The sequence below is a fragment of the Pseudoxanthomonas gei genome (assembly GCF_010119615.1).
In the GTDB taxonomy this organism is placed as follows: Bacteria; Pseudomonadota; Gammaproteobacteria; order Xanthomonadales; family Xanthomonadaceae; genus Pseudoxanthomonas_A; species Pseudoxanthomonas_A gei.
Window position 1 is genome coordinate 251,169 of sequence record NZ_QOVG01000001.1, and the last position, 19,571, is coordinate 270,739.

The window sequence follows — 19,571 nt, forward strand, 5'->3', positions numbered from 1 at the left end:
GGCGATCCATACCCGGTTGCGAAACCCTTCATTCCTTCATGCAGGCCAGCTCAGCCGTAGCGCTATTGACTGTAGCCCACTCCAGGGTTGGCATAATCCGCGCACCGTTGTCCGGATGCCCTGCATTGAAAGTTTTCCCAGCAACGCACGATCACTCGCGCCGACGTTTCGTGACCGGTCTTGGCCTGGTCGCCGCCGGGGCGCACCTTCCGTTTGCTGCGGCCACGTCTGGCTACCCAACTGCGGGCACTGCACCGGAACTGCGCGGTACCGAGTTCGACCTCGCCATAGGTCCATTGCCGGTGAACCTCACCGGCCGCGCGAGCACCGCCATCGCGATCAATGGCACCCTCCCCGGCCCGCTCCTGCGCTGGCGTGAGGGCGACACGGTCAGCGTGCGCGTGGCCAACCGCCTCGGCGTGGACACGTCCATCCACTGGCACGGCATCCTGCTGCCCTCGAACATGGACGGCGTTCCGGGTTTCAGCTTCCACGGCATCCACCCGGGCGAAACCTTCACCTATCGCTTCCAGCTGAAGCAAGCGGGCACTTACTGGTACCACGCGCATTCCAGCCTGCAGGAAGCCAAGGGCGTGTACGGCGCCATCGTGGTCGAGCCACGCGATGCCGACCCGGTCGCCGCCGATCGCGACTACGTGGTGCTGCTATCAGACTGGAGCGACGAGGATCCCTACGCCATCGTGCGCAAGCTGAAGATCCAGGCCGATTACTACAACCGCCACCAGCAGACCGTGGGTGACCTGTTCCGCGATGCGCGCCGCGACGGCTGGAAAGCGACCGTCGCCGACCGCAAGGCCTGGGGCGCGATGCGCATGAGTCCCACCGATCTGGCCGACGTCAACGCCATCACCTATACCTACCTGGTCAACGGCGTGACCCCCGATGGCAACTGGACCGGGCTGTTCAAGCGCGGCGAGACAGTGCGGCTGCGCTTCATCAACGGGTCTGCGATGACCTTCTTCGACGTGCGCATTCCGGGGCTGAAGATGACGGTGGTCTCTGCCGACGGGCAACCGGTGCATGCGGTATCGGTGGATGAGTTCCGCATCGGCGTGGCCGAAACCTACGACGTTCTGGTGACGCCTCAGGAGGAGCAGCCATACACGATCTTCGCCCAGGCCATGGATCGCGGCGGCTATGCGCGGGGAACCCTGTCGCCGCGTGCGGGCTTGCAGGCGCCGGTGCCCGCGCTTGATGCGCGCGCCGTGTTGACGATGGAGGACATGGGGCATGGCGGCATGGGTCACGGTGGCATGGCCGCCATGAAGGGCATGGAAGGCGGCTGCGGGGCCAGCATGAAAGGCGCTGAGGGCAGCTGCGGTGCGACCATGCAGATGGATCACTCGAAGATGGACCATTCGAATATGGACCACTCGTCAAGCGACGCCGGTGGCGGGGCCGGCATGGTCTCGCATCCGGCCAGCGAAATCGGCAATCCTGCGGTCGACATGCAGACCATGTCGCCGTCCAAGGCGCTGGATGATCCGGGCATCGGCCTGCGCGGCAACGGCCGCCGGGTGCTGACCTATGCCGACCTGAAAAGTACCTTCTCCGATCCAGACCCACGCGAGCCCGGTCGCACGGTGGAATTGCACCTCACCGGCAATATGGAGCGCTACGTCTGGGGCTTCGATGGCATCCCGTTCTCGAAGGCCGAACCCATCCGCCTCAACTACGGCGAGCGCATGCGCATCGTGCTGGTCAACGACACCATGATGGAGCACCCCATCCATTTGCATGGCTTGTGGAGCGACCTGGAAAGCGCGGACGGCCAGTTCCAGGTGCGCAAGCACACCGTCAACGTGCCGCCCGGGCACATCCGCAGCTACCGGGTCAGCGCCGATGCGCTGGGCCGCTGGGCCTACCACTGCCACATGCTGCTGCACATGGAACTGGGCATGTTCCGCGAGGTGCGGGTCGAATGAAGTCTCCTTTCGTCATCCCGCTGCTCGCGCTGTTCGCTGTGCCTGCCCATGCCCAGCACGCAGGCCACGTGCAACCCGCACCGCAGGACCACGCGCAACACCAGGCGCCAGCATCGCAACCGGCTCCCTCTCCCTTCCCTGAGCCCACGGCGGAGGAACGCGCCGCTGCATTCCCCGACCTGGGCGATATGGACATGAGCGCGCACATGCAGGAAGACCCCTGGGTCGCCAGCCTGCGCGTCGACCAGCTGGAATGGCACGAGGACGAGACGTCCGGGGTGAACCTGCGAGCCAGTGCCGGCAGGAGTTTCGACAAACTAGTGCTGCGAAGCGAGGCCGAAAAACCGCGTGGCGAAGATGTCGACGGCGATGCAGAACTGCTGTGGAGCCACGCGACCGGACCCTGGTGGGACCGCGTGGTCGGCCTGCGCAGCGATTTCGGCGACGGCCCGTCACGGCAGTGGCTGGCGCTTGGCGTGGTCGGCCTGGCGCCTTACAAGTTCGAGGTCGCTGCAACCGCCTACCTCGGCGCTTCCGGACGCCTTGCCGCCCGGCTCGAGGGCGAATACGAAATCCTGCTGACCAATCAGTGGATCCTGCAGCCCAAGCTGGAAGCCAACCTGTTCAGCAGGGACGATGTGGAAAACGGCATCGGCAAGGGTCTCAGCGATGCCGAATTCGGTTTGCGCCTGCGTTATGAGTTCAGCCCGCAGTTCGCGCCGTACGTGGGCTATTCCTGGTCGCGGAAGTTCGGAGCGACCGGCGACCTTGCCGAAGCGGCGGGCGAGCGGGCCACGGAACAGGGTTGGGTGGCTGGTTTGCGCTTCTGGTTCTGATCGCATGGCGTGGCGTGCAATCGGCCGCGGCTTTGCCGTGATCGCCGTCGCCGGCAACTGATCCATCACAGGCGCCGAAGCAAACGTCGAGCAGTCGCCCACAACCCTTGACTCTTGACCAGACTCCAGGGTGCAGAATGGCCACTGCCCCATTTCCGGAGTCCGGCATGAACATCGGAGAGCTCGCACGCCTCACCGGCGCGCCCATCGACACCATCCGCTATTACGAACGCCAGCAACTGCTGCCGACGCCCACCCGCAGCGCCAGTGGCTATCGGCGCTACGGCGATGACGACGTCACCCGCCTGCATTTCATTCGCCGGGCCAAGGTCTTGGGATTCAGCCTCGAGGAAATCGGCGAGCTGATGGCGATCAGTGCCGGTCGCCACGGGGATATGGCCGCGATGAAGCAGGCAGCCAGCGACAAACTCGCGCAGATCGAAATTCGCCAGGCCGAACTGGCGCGCATGCACGCCGCGTTGCTGACCCTGGTCGAGGCCTGCCCCGGGCATGGCGCACTGGAGGCCTGCCCCATCATCGCCGCACTCGGCAAGGAACCCGCATGAATACCCCTGGTCACGGCGAGCACGTGGGCCATGCCGCCACCGCAACCACCACTGCGCATGCCTGTTGCGGCAACAAGAGCGACGGACAGGGTGCTACGGATCCGCTGCGCGATCCGGTCTGCGGTATGCGTGTCGATCCGGCAACCACCCCGCACCACGCACGGATCGACGGGCACGACTATCACTTCTGTTCAGCGCGATGCCGCACCAAGTTCGTAGCTGATCCGCAAAAGCACCTGCACCCCGAAACTGCGACGCAATCTGCCCCAGTGCAGCCGCCACTGCCCGGCACGCAGTACACCTGTCCCATGCATCCGGAAATCATCCGCGACGCGCCGGGCTCCTGCCTGATCTGCGGCATGGCCCTTGAGCCGCTGATGCCGTCACTGGATAGAGACGACAACCCGGAGCTGGTGGATTTCCAGCGGCGCTTCTGGTGGACGCTGCCGTTGAGCATCGCCACCCTGGTGCTGGCGATGGGCGGGCAATACCTGCATGCGTTGTCGCCCACGCTGCGCACCTGGTCGGAACTGCTGCTGAGCAGCCCTGTGGTGCTGTGGGCCGGATGGCCGTTCTTCGTACGTTGGGCACAATCCATCCGCAACCGCAGCCCCAACATGTGGACCCTGATCGGTACCGGCGTGGCGGCGGCATATGGTTACAGCGTGGTCGCCACGCTGGTGCCGGGCTGGTTCCCTGCGTCGTTCCACGAACATGGCCGCGTTGGCGTTTATTTCGAGGCAGCCGCGGTGATCGTCTCGCTGACGCTGCTCGGCCAGCTTCTTGAGCTGAAGGCCCGCGGGCAGACCTCCGCGGCGATCAGGGGCCTGCTCGGCCTGGCTCCTAAAACCGCGCGCCGGCTGCGCGACGATGGCGGCGAAGAAGACATCGAGCTGACGCACGTGCACGTCGGCGACCGCTTGCGCGTACGTCCTGGCGAAAAGGTCCCGGTCGATGGCGTGGTCCTGGAAGGGCAGTCGCACGTGGACGAATCGATGCTGACAGGCGAGCCTATTCCGGTAGGAAAGTCGCCGGGAGAAAGAGTCATCGGCGCAACCCTCAACACCTCCGGCAGCCTGGTGATCCGCGCCGAGAAAGTTGGCAGTGCCAGCATGCTGGCGCAGATCGTGCAGCTTGTCGCGCAGGCGCAGCGCTCGCGTGCGCCAATGCAGCAGATGGCCGACAAGGTGGCGTTCTGGTTCGTGCTGGCGGTGCTGGCCGCCGCGCTGCTGACTTTGCTGGGCTGGGGGCTGTTCGGCCCCGAGCCCTCGTGGACCTACGCGGTATTGAATGCGGTGTCGGTGCTGATCATCGCCTGCCCCTGCGCGCTGGGCCTGGCCACGCCGATGTCGATCATGGTGGCCAGCGGTCGCGCCGCGCAGGCCGGCGTGCTGTTCCGCGATGCCGAGGCCATCGAGACCTTGTGCAAGGTCGATACGTTGATCGTCGACAAGACCGGAACGCTTACCGAAGGCCGTCCTGCGTTCCGCGACGTGTCGGCGCTGCCGCCACATTCGCCCGACGAAATACTGCGCCTGGCCGCCAGCCTGGATGCCGGCAGCGAGCATCCACTGGCGCAGGCAATCGTGGCCGAGGCGCGCCAGCGCGGGCTGGCGTTGTCGACGGCAGCGGATTTCGAGTCGGCCAGTGGCATCGGGGTACGCGGCAGCGTCGACGGACACGTGCTGGCGCTCGGTAATACCGCGCTGATGGACGAAACCGGCGCCAGCACCTCGGCATTGCATGACAGCAGCGAACGCCTGCGCGCGGAGGGCGCCAGCGTGATGTTCCTTGCCGTGGATTCGGTGATCGCAGGCCTGGTCGCGGTCGCCGATCCGGTCAAGACCACCACCCCTGCTGCCATCGCAGCCCTGCACCAGGCCGGGCTGCGCATCGTCATGGCCACCGGCGATGGCATGACCACGGCGCGCTCGGTCGCCACGCGCCTGGGCATCGATGAAGTGCATGGCGAAGTGCGGCCCGCCGACAAGCTGGAACTGGTCGCCAGGCTGAAGTCCGAAGGCCGTGTCGTGGCCATGGCCGGCGACGGCATCAACGACGCGCCCGCACTGGCCGCCGCCGATGTCGGCATCGCCATGGGCACCGGCACCGACGTGGCCATGTCCAGTGCGCAGGTGACCCTGGTCAAGGGCGACCTGCGAGGCATCGTCCGCGCCAAGGCCATCTCCGAAGCCACGGTGCGCAACATGCGCCAGAACCTGGCCTTCGCCTTCCTCTACAACGCCCTGGGCGTGCCGATCGCCGCCGGCCTGCTTTATCCATTCAACGGCCTGCTGCTGTCGCCCATGCTGGCCGCGCTGGCGATGAGCCTGAGTTCGGTCTCGGTGGTGGGCAATGCGCTGAGGTTGCGCACGTTGCGGCTGGGCTAGTTCACGGCGTCGAGTGCTGATGATCGCCGGCAGGACCAGAGGCCGTTCGCATCGCGGGCCCACTCGGTCATGATCGAACGATCATCCCTCAATCCGGGTATGTGGGCGTCTGGTTGAATCCAGGCGCCGACCTGCAACGCACTTACGCCATATTCGATGAAAGGCAGCACACCTTCTACGAGCACCCGCTTGGAGCGCGCGGCATTGCTGTCGCATCCCCTGGGATTGCTCCTCTGCAAGCTCGCTCCACCATCAGGGGAGTCGCCATGGACAGAAACGAATTGGACGCGCGTCTGCACAAGCTGCGCGCAGACGTGCCGAGCATGCTGGCCGATGCCGAGGATGCGGAGGACTTCTGGCCGGCGTTTGCTGGCGAGGCCGACGTGATCGGGGGTGGAGCGATGAGCGCGGAGGATGGCCGCTACGTACGCAACCAGCTCAACCGGATCCTGCAGCAGGCGGGAATCGCGGAGAGGCTCTAGCGTGTTGCCGGAACGCGAAGGCTGGGTGGGGTTCGAGCAACCCGGCGCACGGATCAGGAACAAAGTCACCGGGTTGTTGAAGCCAACCCAAGCCTACTGCCCTGAATTGGTCAGCTTCGCTTTGTTTGCTGGCGTGGATTTCAACCAGCATCGGGAAACCGCTTCAGGTGAGCCCGGTCAGCGAGTCTCGACGATGGACCGCACCTTGCCGTCGTAGATCTCGATCTGGATGGTCTTGCCGTCGCGGTAATACTCCCAGCGCTCGCCCACCAGACCGCCGTAGCTGGTCTCCAGCGGCACTACACGATCGGGCTTTCCGGCGACCTGCATGACCTTACCGGGGCCGTCACCATCGGTGATCAGCTTGCCTCCCATGGAAATGGAGTCCGCAAACGCCGGCGCGGTCGCCAGCAGGGCGATAAGAATCAGGCTGCGCATGATCTGCTCCTTCCGTTGGCTTCGGCCCAACTCTACCGCTCGTGGCCAACGGTCTCAACTGGTCGAACGATACGGGCGGTGACCGCACAGTCCCTTCCTGTCCTTCGTAGGCTGGGTTGGTTGCATCAAACCCAGAGCGCAGATAAGGATTAGAAGCGCTGCGCTGATTCGGAGAGCGCACTTGGGAACCTGACTCGACTAAAGCGAATTTTGGAAAACTTGATTGGACAGCTAGAGATCGCAAACAGAGCTTGCCAATTAGCGGCAGAGTCGGGGCCAGTTACCCGGTAGCTTTCGCCGGATGTTGCGCAGTCCCGAGATACCAACCAAATGTCCGACGAGAAATCCCAATTGAATTACCGCAGACCCCGACAGCTTTAACGCCTACCGGTGAGTACTGCACCCATTTACCGCAGACATGAAAAAGGCCCGGTTTCCCGAGCCTAAGTCATTGAATCTATGGCGTCCCCAGGGGGATTCGAACCCCCGTGTCCACCGTGAAAGGGTGGTGTCCTAGGCCTCTAGACGATGGGGACGCAGTGAAACTTTGTTCCCTACCCCGAACAGGCCTATGCCGGGATATTGGTGGAGCCAGGCGGGATCGAACCGCCGACCTCCTGCATGCCATGCAGGCGCTCTCCCAGCTGAGCTATGGCCCCACGGGCTGGAAGGGGCGGAATTCTATCTAGCGGCCGCGCATCGCGCAAGCGTTGTGTTCAAAAAAAATGTCTGCGCGCTTCAGATTCGCAGGCTGGCGCAGCCTCCGGATCGATATTCCGCAGCTGTTTTTCAGGCAGAAGTGGCCACTTCCAGCACCGAAGACTCGCACCTGCGCAACGTGGCCACGCCATGGCCGCGCTCGGCCAGATACTCCAGCCACTTGCCCAGGAACGTGTTCATGCGCATGCGGTGGCTGATCAGCTCCGCCGGTGGCGGATACATGCCTATCGCGTCCTGCCAGCGGCGGCCCACGTAGCAATGGGTGGCTTCCACCTGGCGCGCATCGCGGTACAGGCGCACGAACGCGGACGGATCCGGCTCGCCGGTCTGCGGATCACGCAGCCCGTAGGTCATGCGCAGCTCCACTGTGTACCGATGGGTCTCGATCACGTCCAGGTAAAGGTCCAGGCCGTCGCCGATGCTGGAGACGTAGCGGCCCTCCGCCAGATCGGCTGGAGCGAACAGGCGGGCCAGCCTGGAATGATTCTCGGCGTAGACCGCCATCAACCAGCCGAAACGGTTGAGTTTGGGAATGCTTGCAGCGCGGGTGATGGCCTGGGGCATGGCTCGATCGTACACGCTGATCCGTGATTTCGGCAGCATTGACGTATCGCGTTTTACGGCCTAATTTGGGGTTCCTCCGCTGGCCTTCCGGCTTGCGCGACCCGCCCGCCCCGCCGGGCCGGATTCCACCAGGAATCCCACGGCTGATCGCCGCACAACAATCCCCGCTAGAACAATCCCCGCTAGAACAATCCCCGCTAGAACATTTCCCGCTGCAGGCCCAGCGTGGACATCACCTTGCTCGAGATTTCCTCGATGGAGGTATGCGTGGTACTCAGCGTAGGAATGCGTTCCATCTGGAACATGCGCTCGGCGGCAGCCACCTCGCTGGTGCAGGTTTCCAGCTTGGCGTAGGTCGAATTGGGGCGGCGCTCCTGGCGTATCTGCTGCAGGCGCTCGGGGTCGATGGTCAGGCCGAACAGCTTGCGCCGGTGCGCGCGCAGGCGCTGCGGCAGGCGGTCTGTTTCCAGATCCTGGTCGGTCAGCGGATAATTGGCCGCGCGGATGCCGTAATGCAGGGCCAGGTAGACGCAGGTAGGCGTCTTGCCGGCGCGCGACACCGCGACCAGGATCAGGTCGGCCTCGTCATAGTTGATGGCAATGCCGTCGTCATGGGTCAGCGCATAGTTCATCGCGTTGATGCGCCGATGGTAGGCCTCGAAATTCACCAGTCCATGGGCCTGGCCCACGCGCGACTGCCGCAAGGCACCCAGCTCGTGCTCCATCGGCTGGATGAACGGCGCGAACACATCCAGCATCAGCGCCCCGCTCCCGGCCAGCACTTCACTGATGGCGGGGTCGACGTTGGAGTGGATCACGATGGGACGCGCCTCGTGGCGCAGGCCCGCAGCCCGGATGCGCTCGGCGGCCTGGGTGGCCTTGGCCGGGTCGTCCACGAAGGAAATACGATCGGTAACGAAACTGAACCCGGTGAACTGGGTCAGCAGGCTGTGGCCAATGGTTTCCACCGTGATACCGGTGCCATCGGAGACATAGAACACCGGACGTACGTTCGACATCTGTGCAACCCTTGGTCCCGGCAACGTGTTCACCATGAATCCCCGAGCAAAATCAAGCTTGTCTGGGCTTCTCTTGCACCGCATCATAGCGATTCTTCCCATGGACGCGGCCCTCGCCGTAAGTCTCCGGCGAGGCGCACGGCCGCTTTGGAGCGTTGCGCTTGAACCAGAACACCCCGAATCACAGCATCCTGTGGTTGCACGACCTGCGTCTTTCCGACCTGGCCCAGGTAGGCGGCAAGAATTCGTCGCTTGGCGAAATGATCGGCCAGTTGGCGGGGCTTGGCGTCTCGGTTCCCGGCGGCTTCGCGACCACGGCCGAGGCGTTCAAGGACTTCATCGCCTACAACGACCTGTCCACGCGCATCTTCGACAAACTGGCCACGCTGGATGTCGAGGACGTGGAGGCACTGACCGCAGCCGGCAAGGAAATCCGCGGCTGGGTCATCGATGCGCCTCTGCAGCCGCAGCTGGATGCCGACATCCGCACCGCCTACGCGCAGCTGGCGGCCGAAAATGGCGGCGGTGATATCGCCGTGGCCGTGCGCTCCTCGGCCACCGCCGAAGACCTGCCTGACGCCAGCTTCGCCGGCCAGCAGGAAACCTTCCTCAATGTCACCGGCACCGATGACGTAGTGGTCAAGGTCAAGGAAGTCTTCGCAAGCCTCTACAACGACCGCGCCATCGCCTACCGCGTCCACCACGGCTTCAAGCACGAGGACGTGTTCCTGTCAGCGGGCGTGCAGCTGATGGTGCGCTCGGATGTCGGCGCTTCGGGCGTGCTGTTCACCCTGGACACCGAATCGGGCTTCCGCGACGTGGTGTTCGTGACCTCCAGCCTGGGACTGGGCGAAATGGTCGTGCAGGGCGCGGTCAACCCGGACGAGTTTTACGTCTACAAACCCACCCTGCTGCAGGGCAAGCCGGCGATCCTGCGTCGTTCGCTGGGCAGCAAGCTGTTGCGCATGGTCTATTCCGACCACCCCGGCGAGCGGGTCAGGATCGAGGACACGCCCGCGGAGTTGCGCAACAAGTTCTCCATTTCCGATGAGGACGTGCAGGCACTGTCCACCCAGGCGCTGACCATCGAGAAGCATTACGGCCGCCCGATGGACATCGAGTGGGCCAAGGATGGCGTCAGCGGCAAGCTCTACATCGTGCAGGCGCGCCCGGAGACGGTTAAGTCGCGCGGCAAGGCCACCCAGATCGAGCGCTACCACCTGCTGGAACGCGGCGAAGTCATCGCCGAAGGCCGCGCCATCGGCCAGAAGATCGGCAGCGGCGTCGCCCGCGTGGTGCGCAGCCTGGCCGACATGAGCCGCGTGCAGCCCGGTGACGTGCTGGTCGCCGACATGACCGATCCGGACTGGGAGCCGGTGATGAAGCGCGCTTCGGCCATTGTCACCAACCGCGGCGGCCGCACCTGCCATGCCGCGATCATCGCGCGCGAGCTTGGCGTTCCCGCGGTCGTGGGCACCGGCAACGCACTGGACCATATCGAGGACGGTCGCGAGATCACCATCAGCTGCGCCGAAGGCGACACCGGCTTCATCTACGGCACTGCCCTGCCCTTCGAGCGCATCACCACCGACCTGGCCGACATGCCGCCGGCGCCGCTGAAGATCATGATGAACGTGGCCAACCCGGAGCGCGCCTTCGACTTCGGCCAGTTGCCCAACGCCGGCATCGGCCTGGCGCGGCTGGAGATGATCATCGCCAGCCACATCGGCGTGCACCCCAATGCGCTGCTGGAATACGACCGCCAGGATGCGGAGACCAAGCGCAAGATCGACGCCAAGACCGCCGGCTATGCCGATCCCGTCAGCTTCTATGTGGACCGCCTGGCCGAAGGCATCGCCACCATCACCGCTTCGGTGGCACCTAATCCGGTGATCGTGCGCCTGTCGGACTTCAAGTCCAACGAATACGCCAACCTCATCGGCGGCAGCAACTACGAGCCGCATGAAGAGAATCCGATGATCGGCTTTCGCGGCGCCAGCCGTTACGTCGACCCCTCCTTCGAGCCGGCGTTCGCGCTGGAGTGCAAGGCGGTGCGCAAGGTGCGCAACGACATGGGCCTGGACAACCTGTGGGTCATGATCCCGTTCGTGCGCACCCTGGACGAAGGCCGCAAGGTCATCGACGTGCTGGCCAAGCACGGTCTGGTCCGCGGCGAAAAGGGCCTCAAGATCATCATGATGTGCGAAGTTCCGTCGAACGCGTTGCTGGCCGACGAGTTCCTGGAGATCTTCGATGGCTTCTCCATCGGTTCCAACGACCTGACCCAGCTCACCCTCGGCCTGGACCGCGACTCGAGTGTCGTGGCCCACCTGTTCGACGAACGCGACCCGGCGGTGAAGAAGCTGCTTTCGATGGCGATCAAGGCGGCCAAGGCCAAGGGCAAGTACATCGGCATCTGCGGGCAAGGTCCCTCGGACCATCCGGATCTGGCCGAATGGCTGATGCAGGAAGGCATCGAATCGGTGTCGCTGAATCCGGACACCGTGGTCGATACCTGGTTGCGCCTGGCCAAGCTCAAGGCGCAGTAAGCCGGCCGTGCTGCAGGACATCGCAAAAGCGGCGGTTCCTGCTGCGTCCGGACACTTGATCGACCTCAGCAGGATCGAATGGGAACTGGTCCTCAAGGACTGGGCGGTGGCGCTGATCATCGCCCTGGTCGGCTATTGGCTGGCCAGGTGGATCAGCCGCGTCATCGAGCGCGCGCTGACCCGCGCCCGCGTCGAATCGACGCTGGCCGGCTTCCTGCGCAACGTCAGCTACGCGGTGATGATGGTCATCGTCTTCATCGCCGCGTTGCAGAAGATCGGCGTGCCCACCACCTCGGTACTCGCGGTGGTCGGTGCGGCCGGGCTTGCGGTCGGCCTGGCGCTGAAGGACTCGCTGTCCAACATCGCCTCGGGGGTGATGCTGATCATGCTCAGGCCCTTCCGCGATGGCGACAACGTCCACATCGCCGGCCACGAAGGAACGGTGGAGGAAATACGGATCTTCCAGACCCGCATGCGCACCGCCGACAACCGCCTGGTCATCCTGCCCAACAGCATGATCACCACCGCCCCGATCATCAATTTCACCGCCAAGCCGCAGCGGCGCATCGATGTGCCGCTGACCGTCCGTTTCCAGGACGACCCGGGCAAGGCGCGCGAAATCCTGCTGGGGATCGCCGATGCCAATCCGCTGGTGCTCAAGGCGCCGGCACCGACCGTGGAAATTTCACGACTGGGTGACGTTGGCATCGACATGACCCTGATGGCCTGGTCCAAGACCAAGGACCTGACCGAAGCGCGCTCACAGCTCACCGAGGCTGTGCGCGGCCGCATCCTGGACAGTGGCATGAGCCTGACCGCCGGCAAGCGCGACCTGCACGTCTACCATCACAACGCCGATGGCACGCCGCTGAGCGAGCTCGCGGCGAAATCGATCGCCGATGATTCGGATGTTGCGGTTGCGGCTGCGGGCAAGCAGGCTACGCCTTAGGAGTTGGCAGGGGCCGGGTGATTGCTGGCTTCGGCAACAGTGACGGCTTCGCGACTTGCGTCGCTCCTACAGGTGCCATTGCAACAACTGGTGCGGGCCTAGACTTCCATCTTGCCGAGGTGGCGGCGGTAATGGCGCAGTTCCTCGATGGAATCGCGCACGTCGCTGAGCGCGGTGTGCGCCGACTGTTTGCGCACGCCTTCGAGCACGGCCGGGGCCCAGCGCCGAGCCAGTTCCTTCAGCGTGCTCACGTCCAGGTTGCGGTAATGGAAGTATTTCTCCAGGCGCGGCATCAGCCGATGCAGGAAGCGCCGGTCCTGGCAGATCGAATTGCCGCACATCGGCGACGCATTCGCTGGCAGCCACTCGGCCAGGAAGGCAACCGTCTGCGCCTCGGCCTGGCCCAGGGTCACAGTGCTTTCCACAACGCGCTTCCACAATCCCGACCGCGTGTGCTGCGCGCGGTTCCAGTCGTCCATCGCCTCGAGTGCGGCGAGCGGATGGGCGATCGCGAATTCCGGGCCCTCGGCCAGCACGTTCAACTGCGAATCGGTGACCACCGTGGCGATCTCGATGATGGTGTCGTTGTCGGTATCAAGCCCGGTCATCTCGAGGTCGATCCAGATCAGGCGGTCGCTGTTGGGATTGTTGGCTGGCATGCGCGGGGCTTGGTCCTTGGGGCTGCGCTGCGCCAGTGGCGAGCGTGTTTTGCGGAAAGATCGCATTCTGCCGCATCATAACGCAGCCACCCAAGAGTGCCGCCATGCTCCAGACCAGCGACCAGTTCACGCACTACGCCACGCTGACCGCGATGCTGGCGCCTGCGTTCTTCCTCACTGCCACCGCGTCGCTGCTGTTGTCGGCCAACAACCGCCTGGCCCGCATCATCGATCGCGCACGCACCCTGCTGAAGGAGTTGCCCGGCCTCGAGGACCCGGTCCAGCGCGCGCTGTACGAGCAACGCATTGCCATGCAGCGGCGCCGCAGCCTGATCATCCTGCGTGCCGGGCAACTGCTGTACGTCGCCATCAGCCTGTTCGTCGGCACCAGCCTGGCCGTGGCCGCGGACAACCTGCTGGCCCACCGGCTTGGCGTGCTGCCGACCCTGCTCGCGTCACTGGGCGTGCTGGCGATGTTCGCCGCCAGCATCCTGCTGGCACGCGAGTCGACGCTGGCGGTCAAGGCGGTCAACGAGGAAATGGACCACCGCCACATCGCCAGGCACGCCGACACGTAGGTGCGGGACTTGCCCGCGCTCCCGTTCCAAGCCATGCACGAGCCAGACCGACGGAGGGCCTTTCAGTCGAGCAATGGCCTGCCGCGCTTGGCCCGGAAGTAGTTGGTCAGCCGCCGCGACGCTTCCTCTGCCAACAGGCCGGAGACCACTTCGATGCGATGGTTGTGGCGTGGATCGGCAACCAGGTCGAACACACTTCCGCAGGCCCCGGTCTTGGGGTCGGAAGCCGCATAGACCAGTCGGCTCACCCGCGCGTGCACCAGGGCCATGGCGCACATCGCACAGGGTTCCAGGGTGACGTACAGCGTAGTACCCACCAGCCGGTGGTTGCCTAGCCTGGTTCCTGCGCGGCGCATTGCCACGATTTCGGCGTGGGCGGTGGGGTCGTGTTCGGCCAGGTTGCGGTTCCAGCCCTCGCCCAGCACTTCACCACTCGCATCGACCAGCACCGCGCCGACGGGTATCTCGTCATCTTCGTGCTGGGCACGATCGGCCAGGGCCAGCGCATGGCGCATCCAGCGTTCGTCATCGAGGGTCATGGGCAGGCCAGGCAAGCATCGCGCGGATTGGCGCGCACCATAGCGCAACCCATGCGGACCCGCGTTGCGAGCGTGACCTTACCCGGTTGCAGCACGGGAGCCATCACCAACGCTGGTGCACGTGGGGCTTGATGTCCTCGACGTAGATGCGCGCGAGCGCTTCCATCACATCTGCAGACAACGGCGGCAGCCCTGCAGCGGCCACGTTGTCGAGCGCCTGGCGCGGGTTGCGCGCGCCCGGGATCACCACGGTCACCGCTTCGGCCATCAGGATCCAGCGCAGCGCCAGCTGAGCCATGCTGGCATCGCCGGCCAGCAACGGGCGGATGCGTTCAACCGCCGCCAGGCCTACTTCGTAGGGCACCCCGGAAAAGGTCTCCCCCACATCGAACGCTTCACCGTTGCGGTTGAACTGGCGATGGTCGTTGCTCTCGAAATGGGTATCGCGGCCGAACTTGCCGCTCAGCAAACCGCTGGCCAGCGGCACCCGGGCGATGACCGCCACGTTCCGCTCCCGCGCCTGCTGGAAGAACAGCTCGGCCGGGCGCGTGCGGAACAGGTTGAAGATGATCTGCACGCTGGTCACGCCGGGATACTCGATTGCCTTCAATGCTTCCTCGACACGCTCGACGCTGACCCCGTAATGGCGGATCTTGCCTTGCGCGACCAGCCGCTCCATCCGCTCGAATGCTTCGGGGTGATAGTACAGATCGGTCGGTGGGCAGTGCAGCTGCACCAGGTCCAGGGTATCGGCCTGCAGGTTCTGCAGGCTGCGATCGACGAAGGCGGTCAGGTTGTCCTGGCTGTAGCCCGCGACCGTCTGCTGCGGCAGGCGCCGGCCGGCCTTGGTGGCCACGAACGGGCGTTCGCCGCCCCGGGCTTTCAGCACCTTGCCGATCAGTTGTTCCGAATGGCCGTCGCCATAGACATCGGCGGTATCGATGAAATCCACGCCCGCATCCAGCGCCGCGTGCAGTGCCGCGATGGCTTCGTCATCGTTGACCTGGCCCCAGGCATCACCGATCGCCCACGCGCCGAAGCCGATTTCCCTGACCGAACGGCCGGTACGGCCGAAGACCCTGCTGCGCATCTGTCCACCTCGGGTGCTGGTTGCCTGCAAGACGCTACCGGATGCTTCCGGCAAGCGCGCTCATTCCCGCCCGGTCATTCCCACTCGATCGTCGCCGGCGGCTTGCCGCTGATGTCGTAGACCACGCGCGAGATGCCTCGCAGTTCGTTGATGATGCGGTTGGAGACCGTGCCCAGGAAGTCGTACGGCAGGTGGGCCCAGTGCGCGGTCATGAAGTCGATGGTTTCCACCGCGCGCAGCGCGATCACCCACTCGTAGGCACGCGCATCGCCGACCACGCCCACCGATTTGACCGGCAGGAACACCGCGAAGGCCTGGCTGGTCTTGTCGTAGAGGTCGGCCTTGCGCAGTTCCTCGATGAAGATGGCATCGGCCTGGGCCAGCAGCTCGGCGTACTCGCGCTTCACTTCGCCCAGGATGCGCACGCCCAGGCCGGGGCCCGGGAACGGGTGCCGGTAGACCATCGCGCGTGGCAGGCCCAGCTCCACGCCCAGGCGGCGGACCTCGTCCTTGAACAGTTCGCGCAGCGGTTCCACGAGGCCCATCTTCATGTGCTCGGGCAGGCCGCCGACATTGTGGTGACTCTTGATCACGTGCGCCTTGCCGGTCTTGCTGCCGGCCGACTCGATCACGTCGGGGTAGATGGTGCCCTGGGCCAGCCATTTCGCATTGGCCAGCTTGTTGGATTCCTCGTCGAAGATGTCGACGAACAGGTTGCCGATGATCTTGCGCTTGGCCTCGGGGTCGGAGACTCCTTCGAGCGCCGCGAAATAGCGGTCGGCGGCGTTGACACGGATCACCTTGATGCCCATGCCGCCTTTCTCGGCCTCGCTTGCGAACATGGCCATGACCTGGTCGCCTTCGTTCCAGCGCAGCAACCCGGTGTCGACGAAGACGCAGGTCAGCTTGTCGCCGATGGCCTTGTGCAGCAGCGCGGCCACCACCGAGGAATCGACGCCGCCCGACAGGCCCAGGATGACTTCGTCCGAACCCACCTGCGCACGCACGCGGGCGATCTGGTCATCGATGATGTTGGCAGCCGTCCACAACGTCTGGCAGCCGCAGATATCCACCACGAACCGGCGCAGCAATGCCTCGCCCTGCAGCGTGTGGGTGACTTCCGGATGGAACTGCACGCCGTACCAGCGCCTGGCTTCGTCCGACATCGCCGCCACCGGGATGCGGTCGGTGACGGCCGTAACGGTGAACCCGGGCGGCGCCTTCGACACGTGGTCGCCATGGCTCATCCACACGTCCAGCCGCGGCTTGCCGCCCGCGTGGTCGGTCAGCCCACCGAACAGCCGGTCCGGCGCGACGATCTCGACTTCGGCATGGCCGAACTCGCGCGCATCCGCCGCTTCGGTCGCCCCACCCAGCTGCGCGGCCATGGTCTGCATGCCGTAGCAGATGCCCAGGATCGGCAGGCCCGAATCGAAGACCTGCTGCGGCGCGGCCGGGGCGCCCTGCTCCGTGGTCGACTCCGGCCCACCGGAAAGAATGATGCCCTTGGCGCCGTAAGCGGCGATTTCCGCCGGGTTGTGGTCCCAAGCCCAGATCTCGCAGTACACGCCTAGCTCGCGGATGCGACGCGCGATCAGCTGCGTGTACTGCGCGCCGAAATCGAGGATCAGTATCTTGTCGGTGTGGATGTTGGTCATCAGTGACTGTTCCAGAAATGTGCGTGACATGCAGTGCGATGACCTGCGCGACGGTCGCTCCCCCGGCCCTCGCGCATAGCGCTCGGGCGTTCGCCGATGCGCAGCCTGCCGTAGGCAGCCCGCAAACGCATCGCCTCACCCCATCCGGTAATTCGGCGGTTCCTTGGTGATCTGAACATCATGCACATGGCTCTCGCGCTGTCCGGCACCGGTGATGGTGACGAAGCTGGGCTTCTTCTGCATGTCGTCGATGGTCGCGCAGCCGACATAACCCATGGTCGCGCGCAGGCCGCCGATCAGCTGATGGATGATGTTGCCGACCGGCCCGCGATAGGGAACGCGGCCTTCGATGCCTTCCGGCACCAGCTTGTCAGCGTCGCTGGAATCCTGGAAGTAACGGTCCTTGCTGCCCTTCTCCATCGCGCCCAGGCTGCCCATGCCGCGGTAGCTCTTGTAGCTGCGGCCCTGGAACAATTCGATTTCTCCCGGCGCTTCCTCGGTGCCTGCGAACAGGCCGCCGATCATCACCGTGGAGGCGCCCGCGACGATCGCCTTGCCGATGTCGCCCGAATAGCGGATGCCGCCGTCGGCAATCAGCGGGATGCGATCCTGCAGCGCTTCGGCGACCATGCTCACCGCGGTGATCTGCGGCACGCCCACGCCGGCAACCATGCGCGTGGTGCAGATGGAGCCTGGGCCGACACCCACTTTCACGGCGTCGGCGCCGGCATCCATCAGCGCCAGCGCCGCATCGCCGGTGACGATGTTGCCGCCGATCACCTGCAGCTGCGGGAAGCGCTTCTTGATCCAGGCCACGCGATCCAGCACGCCCTGCGAATGGCCGTGCGCGGTATCCACGATCACCACGTCCACGCCCGCAGCCACCAGTGCCTCGACGCGCTGGTCGGTATCGCCACCCACGCCCAGTGCCGCACCGACCAGCAGGCGCGTGGCGCTGTCCTTGGCCGCATTGGGATTGTCCGTCTTCTTCTGAATGTCCTTGACCGTGATCAGGCCGCGCAGCTCGAACTCGTCGTTGACCACCAGGATCTTCTCGATGCGGTTCCTGTGCAGCAGCTGCAGCACCTCGCCGTCGCTGGCGCCTTCGCGCACGGTGATCAGGCGATCCTTCTTGGTCATGATGTGGCGGACCGGGTCGTCCAGCTTGGTCTCGAAGCGCATGTCGCGGCTGGTGACGATGCCCAGCAGCTGGCCGCCTTCGACCACCGGCACGCCAGAGATGTTGCGTGCCCGGGTCAGGGCCAGCACGTCTCCGATGGTGGTTTCGGGACCGACGGTGAAGGGGTCCTTGATCACGCCGGCCTCGAACTTCTTGACCCGGGCCACTTCGGTGGCCTGCTGCTCGACGGTCATGTTCTTGTGCAGGATGCCGATGCCGCCCAACTGGGCCAGGGCGATGGCCAGGCGCGCTTCGGTGACGGTGTCCATGGCGGCCGAGACGATCGGCAGCTTGAGGCGCAGGTCGCGGGTCAGACGCGTGCCGAGGTCGACATCCTTGGGCAGGACAAGGGAATGCGCGGGGACGAGGGAAACATCGTCGTAGGTAAGAGCTTCAGCCTGGATGCGTAGCATCGGCGGACCCGTTCAGTGGGGAAGCGCGTAATTGTACGCTTTCACGCCTGTCAGCTGCCAGCCGAGGCAGGCGGCACGGAGTGTTTCCCAAGTGCGCTCAGACCGCGGCTTCGGCCGCTTCCAGCGTGTTCTGCATCAGGGTGGCCACGGTCATCGGCCCTACCCCGCCGGGCACCGGCGTGATCCAGCTGGCGCGCTGGGCCGCCGCCTCGTAACCGACATCGCCGACCAGGCTGCCGTCCTCGAGCCGGTTGATGCCGACATCGATGACCACCGAGCCGGGCTTGACCCACTCCCCGGGGATCAGCCCCGGCCGGCCCGCCGCCACCACCAGGATGTCGGCGTCGCGGACCCGGTCTTCCAGCACCTGGGGTGGCGTGAACTTGTGGCAACTGGTCACCGTGCAGCCGGCGATCAGCAGCTCAAGGGCCATGGGCCGGCCGACGTGGTTGCTGACCCCGACGATGGTCGCGTTCTGGCCGCGAACGGGTTTGTCGGTGTAACCCAGCAGGGTGGTGATGCCACGCGGCGTGCAGGGGCGCAGGCCGAACTCGCGCAGGGCCAGGTGGCCGACATTTTCCGGATGGAAGCCGTCCACGTCCTTGCGCGGGTCGATGCGATGGATCAGGCGGCTGGCATCGGGGATGCCGGGCAGCGGCAGCTGGACCAGGATGCCGTGTACACGGGGATCGGCGTTGAGCTTGTCGATCAGCGACAGCAACTCGTTCTCCGACGTACCCGCCGGCAGGTCGTGGTCGAAGGCTTCGATGCCTACTTTCTCCGCCGCCCTGCGCTTGTTGCGCACGTACACGCCGGAGGCCGGGTCGCCCCCGACCAGGACCACCGCAAGCCCGGGACGCGGCAGGCCGGCGGCCACTCGCGCATCGACCTTTACCTTGAGCGTGTCGAGCAGGTCTTCGGCGATGCGGCGGCCGTCCAGGATGCGTGCGGTGTGGGAGGCGGTCATCAGGGCTGCGGTGTAGAGTCGGCAGTCC

The 19,571-nt window shown here is 65.1% G+C and carries 17 protein-coding genes and 2 tRNA genes; 8 read left to right on the forward strand and 11 right to left on the reverse strand.

Annotated features, from left to right (window positions below; all coding sequences use genetic code 11):
- The first annotated feature begins 38 nt into the window (after positions 1-38).
- From DT603_RS01105 to DT603_RS01125, 5 genes are all read left to right on the forward strand, one after another.
- Positions 39-1,946 carry a copper resistance system multicopper oxidase gene (locus DT603_RS01105; RefSeq protein ID WP_162348006.1) on the forward strand — a complete coding sequence of 636 codons (1,908 nt, stop codon included), beginning with the start codon at positions 39-41 and terminating at the stop codon, positions 1,944-1,946.
- On the forward strand, positions 1,943-2,782 hold the full coding sequence (locus DT603_RS01110; RefSeq protein WP_162348007.1) for a copper resistance protein B: 840 nt from the start codon (positions 1,943-1,945) through the stop codon (positions 2,780-2,782). Before DT603_RS01105 ends, DT603_RS01110 begins: the two co-directional genes overlap by 4 nt.
- 167 nt (positions 2,783-2,949) lie before the next feature.
- Complete coding sequence (locus DT603_RS01115) at positions 2,950-3,348, forward strand: heavy metal-responsive transcriptional regulator (RefSeq protein ID WP_162348008.1); 399 nt, start codon at positions 2,950-2,952, stop codon at positions 3,346-3,348.
- Positions 3,345-5,738, forward strand: coding sequence for a heavy metal translocating P-type ATPase (locus DT603_RS01120; protein WP_162348009.1), 2,394 nt, complete (start codon positions 3,345-3,347; stop codon positions 5,736-5,738). The genes DT603_RS01115 and DT603_RS01120 overlap by 4 nt, the downstream gene beginning before the upstream one ends.
- A 266-nt stretch (positions 5,739-6,004) precedes the next feature.
- A complete protein-coding gene (locus tag DT603_RS01125; protein WP_162348010.1) occupies positions 6,005-6,220 on the forward strand; it encodes a hypothetical protein in 216 nt (71 codons plus the stop codon).
- 177 nt (positions 6,221-6,397) lie between these two features.
- On the opposite strand, the gene DT603_RS01130 is transcribed toward DT603_RS01125, so the two are convergent.
- The 5 genes from DT603_RS01130 to ppsR all read right to left on the reverse strand — a co-directional run bounded on the left by DT603_RS01130 (position 6,398) and on the right by ppsR (position 8,961).
- Positions 6,398-6,658, reverse strand: a complete 261-nt coding sequence (locus DT603_RS01130; RefSeq protein ID WP_162348011.1) for a DUF2845 domain-containing protein — start codon at positions 6,656-6,658, stop codon at positions 6,398-6,400.
- 460 nt (positions 6,659-7,118) lie between these two features.
- Positions 7,119-7,194, reverse strand: a tRNA-Glu gene (locus tag DT603_RS01135).
- A gap of 47 nt (positions 7,195-7,241) precedes the next feature.
- A tRNA-Ala gene (locus tag DT603_RS01140) sits at positions 7,242-7,317 on the reverse strand.
- Between the two features lie 130 nt (positions 7,318-7,447).
- Positions 7,448-7,942: a DUF1249 domain-containing protein gene (locus tag DT603_RS01145; RefSeq protein ID WP_162348012.1), complete on the reverse strand. Its 495-nt coding sequence runs from the start codon at positions 7,940-7,942 to the stop codon at positions 7,448-7,450.
- A 197-nt stretch (positions 7,943-8,139) separates the two neighbouring features.
- Positions 8,140-8,961, reverse strand: coding sequence for a posphoenolpyruvate synthetase regulatory kinase/phosphorylase PpsR (gene ppsR, locus DT603_RS01150; RefSeq protein WP_162348013.1), 822 nt, complete (start codon positions 8,959-8,961; stop codon positions 8,140-8,142).
- A gap of 161 nt (positions 8,962-9,122) precedes the next feature.
- On the opposite strand from ppsR, the gene ppsA reads away from it, so the two are divergent.
- Together ppsA and DT603_RS01160 are read left to right on the forward strand one after the other, a co-directional pair.
- A complete protein-coding gene (gene ppsA / locus DT603_RS01155; protein ID WP_162348014.1) occupies positions 9,123-11,510 on the forward strand; it encodes a phosphoenolpyruvate synthase in 2,388 nt (795 codons plus the stop codon).
- Positions 11,473-12,459 carry a mechanosensitive ion channel family protein gene (locus DT603_RS01160; protein ID WP_425500922.1) on the forward strand — a complete coding sequence of 329 codons (987 nt, stop codon included), beginning with the start codon at positions 11,473-11,475 and terminating at the stop codon, positions 12,457-12,459. The genes ppsA and DT603_RS01160 overlap by 38 nt, the downstream gene beginning before the upstream one ends.
- Before the next feature lie 98 nt (positions 12,460-12,557).
- Here the strand turns inward: DT603_RS01160 and orn are convergent, their stop codons facing one another.
- The gene (gene orn / locus DT603_RS01165; protein ID WP_162348338.1) at positions 12,558-13,118 is read right to left on the reverse strand and encodes an oligoribonuclease; all 561 of its coding nucleotides are present in this window, start codon (positions 13,116-13,118) and stop codon (positions 12,558-12,560) included.
- Between the two features lie 104 nt (positions 13,119-13,222).
- On the opposite strand from orn, the gene DT603_RS01170 reads away from it, so the two are divergent.
- Positions 13,223-13,696 carry a DUF2721 domain-containing protein gene (locus DT603_RS01170; protein ID WP_162348016.1) on the forward strand — a complete coding sequence of 158 codons (474 nt, stop codon included), beginning with the start codon at positions 13,223-13,225 and terminating at the stop codon, positions 13,694-13,696.
- A gap of 62 nt (positions 13,697-13,758) precedes the next feature.
- On the opposite strand, the gene tadA is transcribed toward DT603_RS01170, so the two are convergent.
- The 5 genes from tadA to folD form a co-directional block, all read right to left on the reverse strand.
- A complete protein-coding gene (gene tadA / locus DT603_RS01175; protein WP_162348017.1) occupies positions 13,759-14,235 on the reverse strand; it encodes a tRNA adenosine(34) deaminase TadA in 477 nt (158 codons plus the stop codon).
- 103 nt (positions 14,236-14,338) lie between these two features.
- Positions 14,339-15,325 (reverse strand): aldo/keto reductase, encoded by a 987-nt coding sequence (locus DT603_RS01180; protein ID WP_162348018.1) that lies wholly within the window; start codon positions 15,323-15,325, stop codon positions 14,339-14,341.
- Positions 15,326-15,399: 74 nt separating this feature from the next.
- Positions 15,400-16,983: a glutamine-hydrolyzing GMP synthase gene (gene guaA / locus DT603_RS01185; protein WP_162348339.1), complete on the reverse strand. Its 1,584-nt coding sequence runs from the start codon at positions 16,981-16,983 to the stop codon at positions 15,400-15,402.
- 135 nt (positions 16,984-17,118) lie between these two features.
- Entirely contained in the window at positions 17,119-18,576 is a 1,458-nt protein-coding gene (gene guaB, locus DT603_RS01190) for an IMP dehydrogenase (RefSeq protein WP_162348019.1), read from the reverse strand.
- A gap of 97 nt (positions 18,577-18,673) precedes the next feature.
- A complete protein-coding gene (gene folD, locus DT603_RS01195; RefSeq protein WP_162348020.1) occupies positions 18,674-19,543 on the reverse strand; it encodes a bifunctional methylenetetrahydrofolate dehydrogenase/methenyltetrahydrofolate cyclohydrolase FolD in 870 nt (289 codons plus the stop codon).
- Positions 19,544-19,571 lie beyond the last annotated feature (28 nt).

Bases quoted from the DNA above. Each gene is read 5' to 3' on its own strand.
- DT603_RS01105 (WP_162348006.1), top strand. From the start codon at position 39: ATGCAGGCCAGCTCAGCCGTAGCGCTATTGACTGTAGCCCACTCCAGG.
- DT603_RS01110 (WP_162348007.1), top strand. From the start codon at position 1,943: ATGAAGTCTCCTTTCGTCATCCCGCTGCTCGCGCTGTTCGCTGTGCCT.
- DT603_RS01115 (WP_162348008.1), top strand. From the start codon at position 2,950: ATGAACATCGGAGAGCTCGCACGCCTCACCGGCGCGCCCATCGACACC.
- DT603_RS01120 (WP_162348009.1), top strand. From the start codon at position 3,345: ATGAATACCCCTGGTCACGGCGAGCACGTGGGCCATGCCGCCACCGCA.
- DT603_RS01125 (WP_162348010.1), top strand. From the start codon at position 6,005: ATGGACAGAAACGAATTGGACGCGCGTCTGCACAAGCTGCGCGCAGAC.
- DT603_RS01130 (WP_162348011.1), bottom strand. From the start codon at position 6,658: ATGCGCAGCCTGATTCTTATCGCCCTGCTGGCGACCGCGCCGGCGTTT.
- DT603_RS01145 (WP_162348012.1), bottom strand. From the start codon at position 7,942: ATGCCCCAGGCCATCACCCGCGCTGCAAGCATTCCCAAACTCAACCGT.
- ppsR (WP_162348013.1), bottom strand. From the start codon at position 8,961: ATGTCGAACGTACGTCCGGTGTTCTATGTCTCCGATGGCACCGGTATC.
- orn (WP_162348338.1), bottom strand. From the start codon at position 13,118: ATGCCAGCCAACAATCCCAACAGCGACCGCCTGATCTGGATCGACCTC.
- DT603_RS01170 (WP_162348016.1), top strand. From the start codon at position 13,223: ATGCTCCAGACCAGCGACCAGTTCACGCACTACGCCACGCTGACCGCG.
- tadA (WP_162348017.1), bottom strand. From the start codon at position 14,235: ATGACCCTCGATGACGAACGCTGGATGCGCCATGCGCTGGCCCTGGCC.
- DT603_RS01180 (WP_162348018.1), bottom strand. From the start codon at position 15,325: ATGCGCAGCAGGGTCTTCGGCCGTACCGGCCGTTCGGTCAGGGAAATC.
- guaA (WP_162348339.1), bottom strand. From the start codon at position 16,983: ATGACCAACATCCACACCGACAAGATACTGATCCTCGATTTCGGCGCG.
- guaB (WP_162348019.1), bottom strand. From the start codon at position 18,576: ATGCTACGCATCCAGGCTGAAGCTCTTACCTACGACGATGTTTCCCTC.
- folD (WP_162348020.1), bottom strand. From the start codon at position 19,543: ATGACCGCCTCCCACACCGCACGCATCCTGGACGGCCGCCGCATCGCC.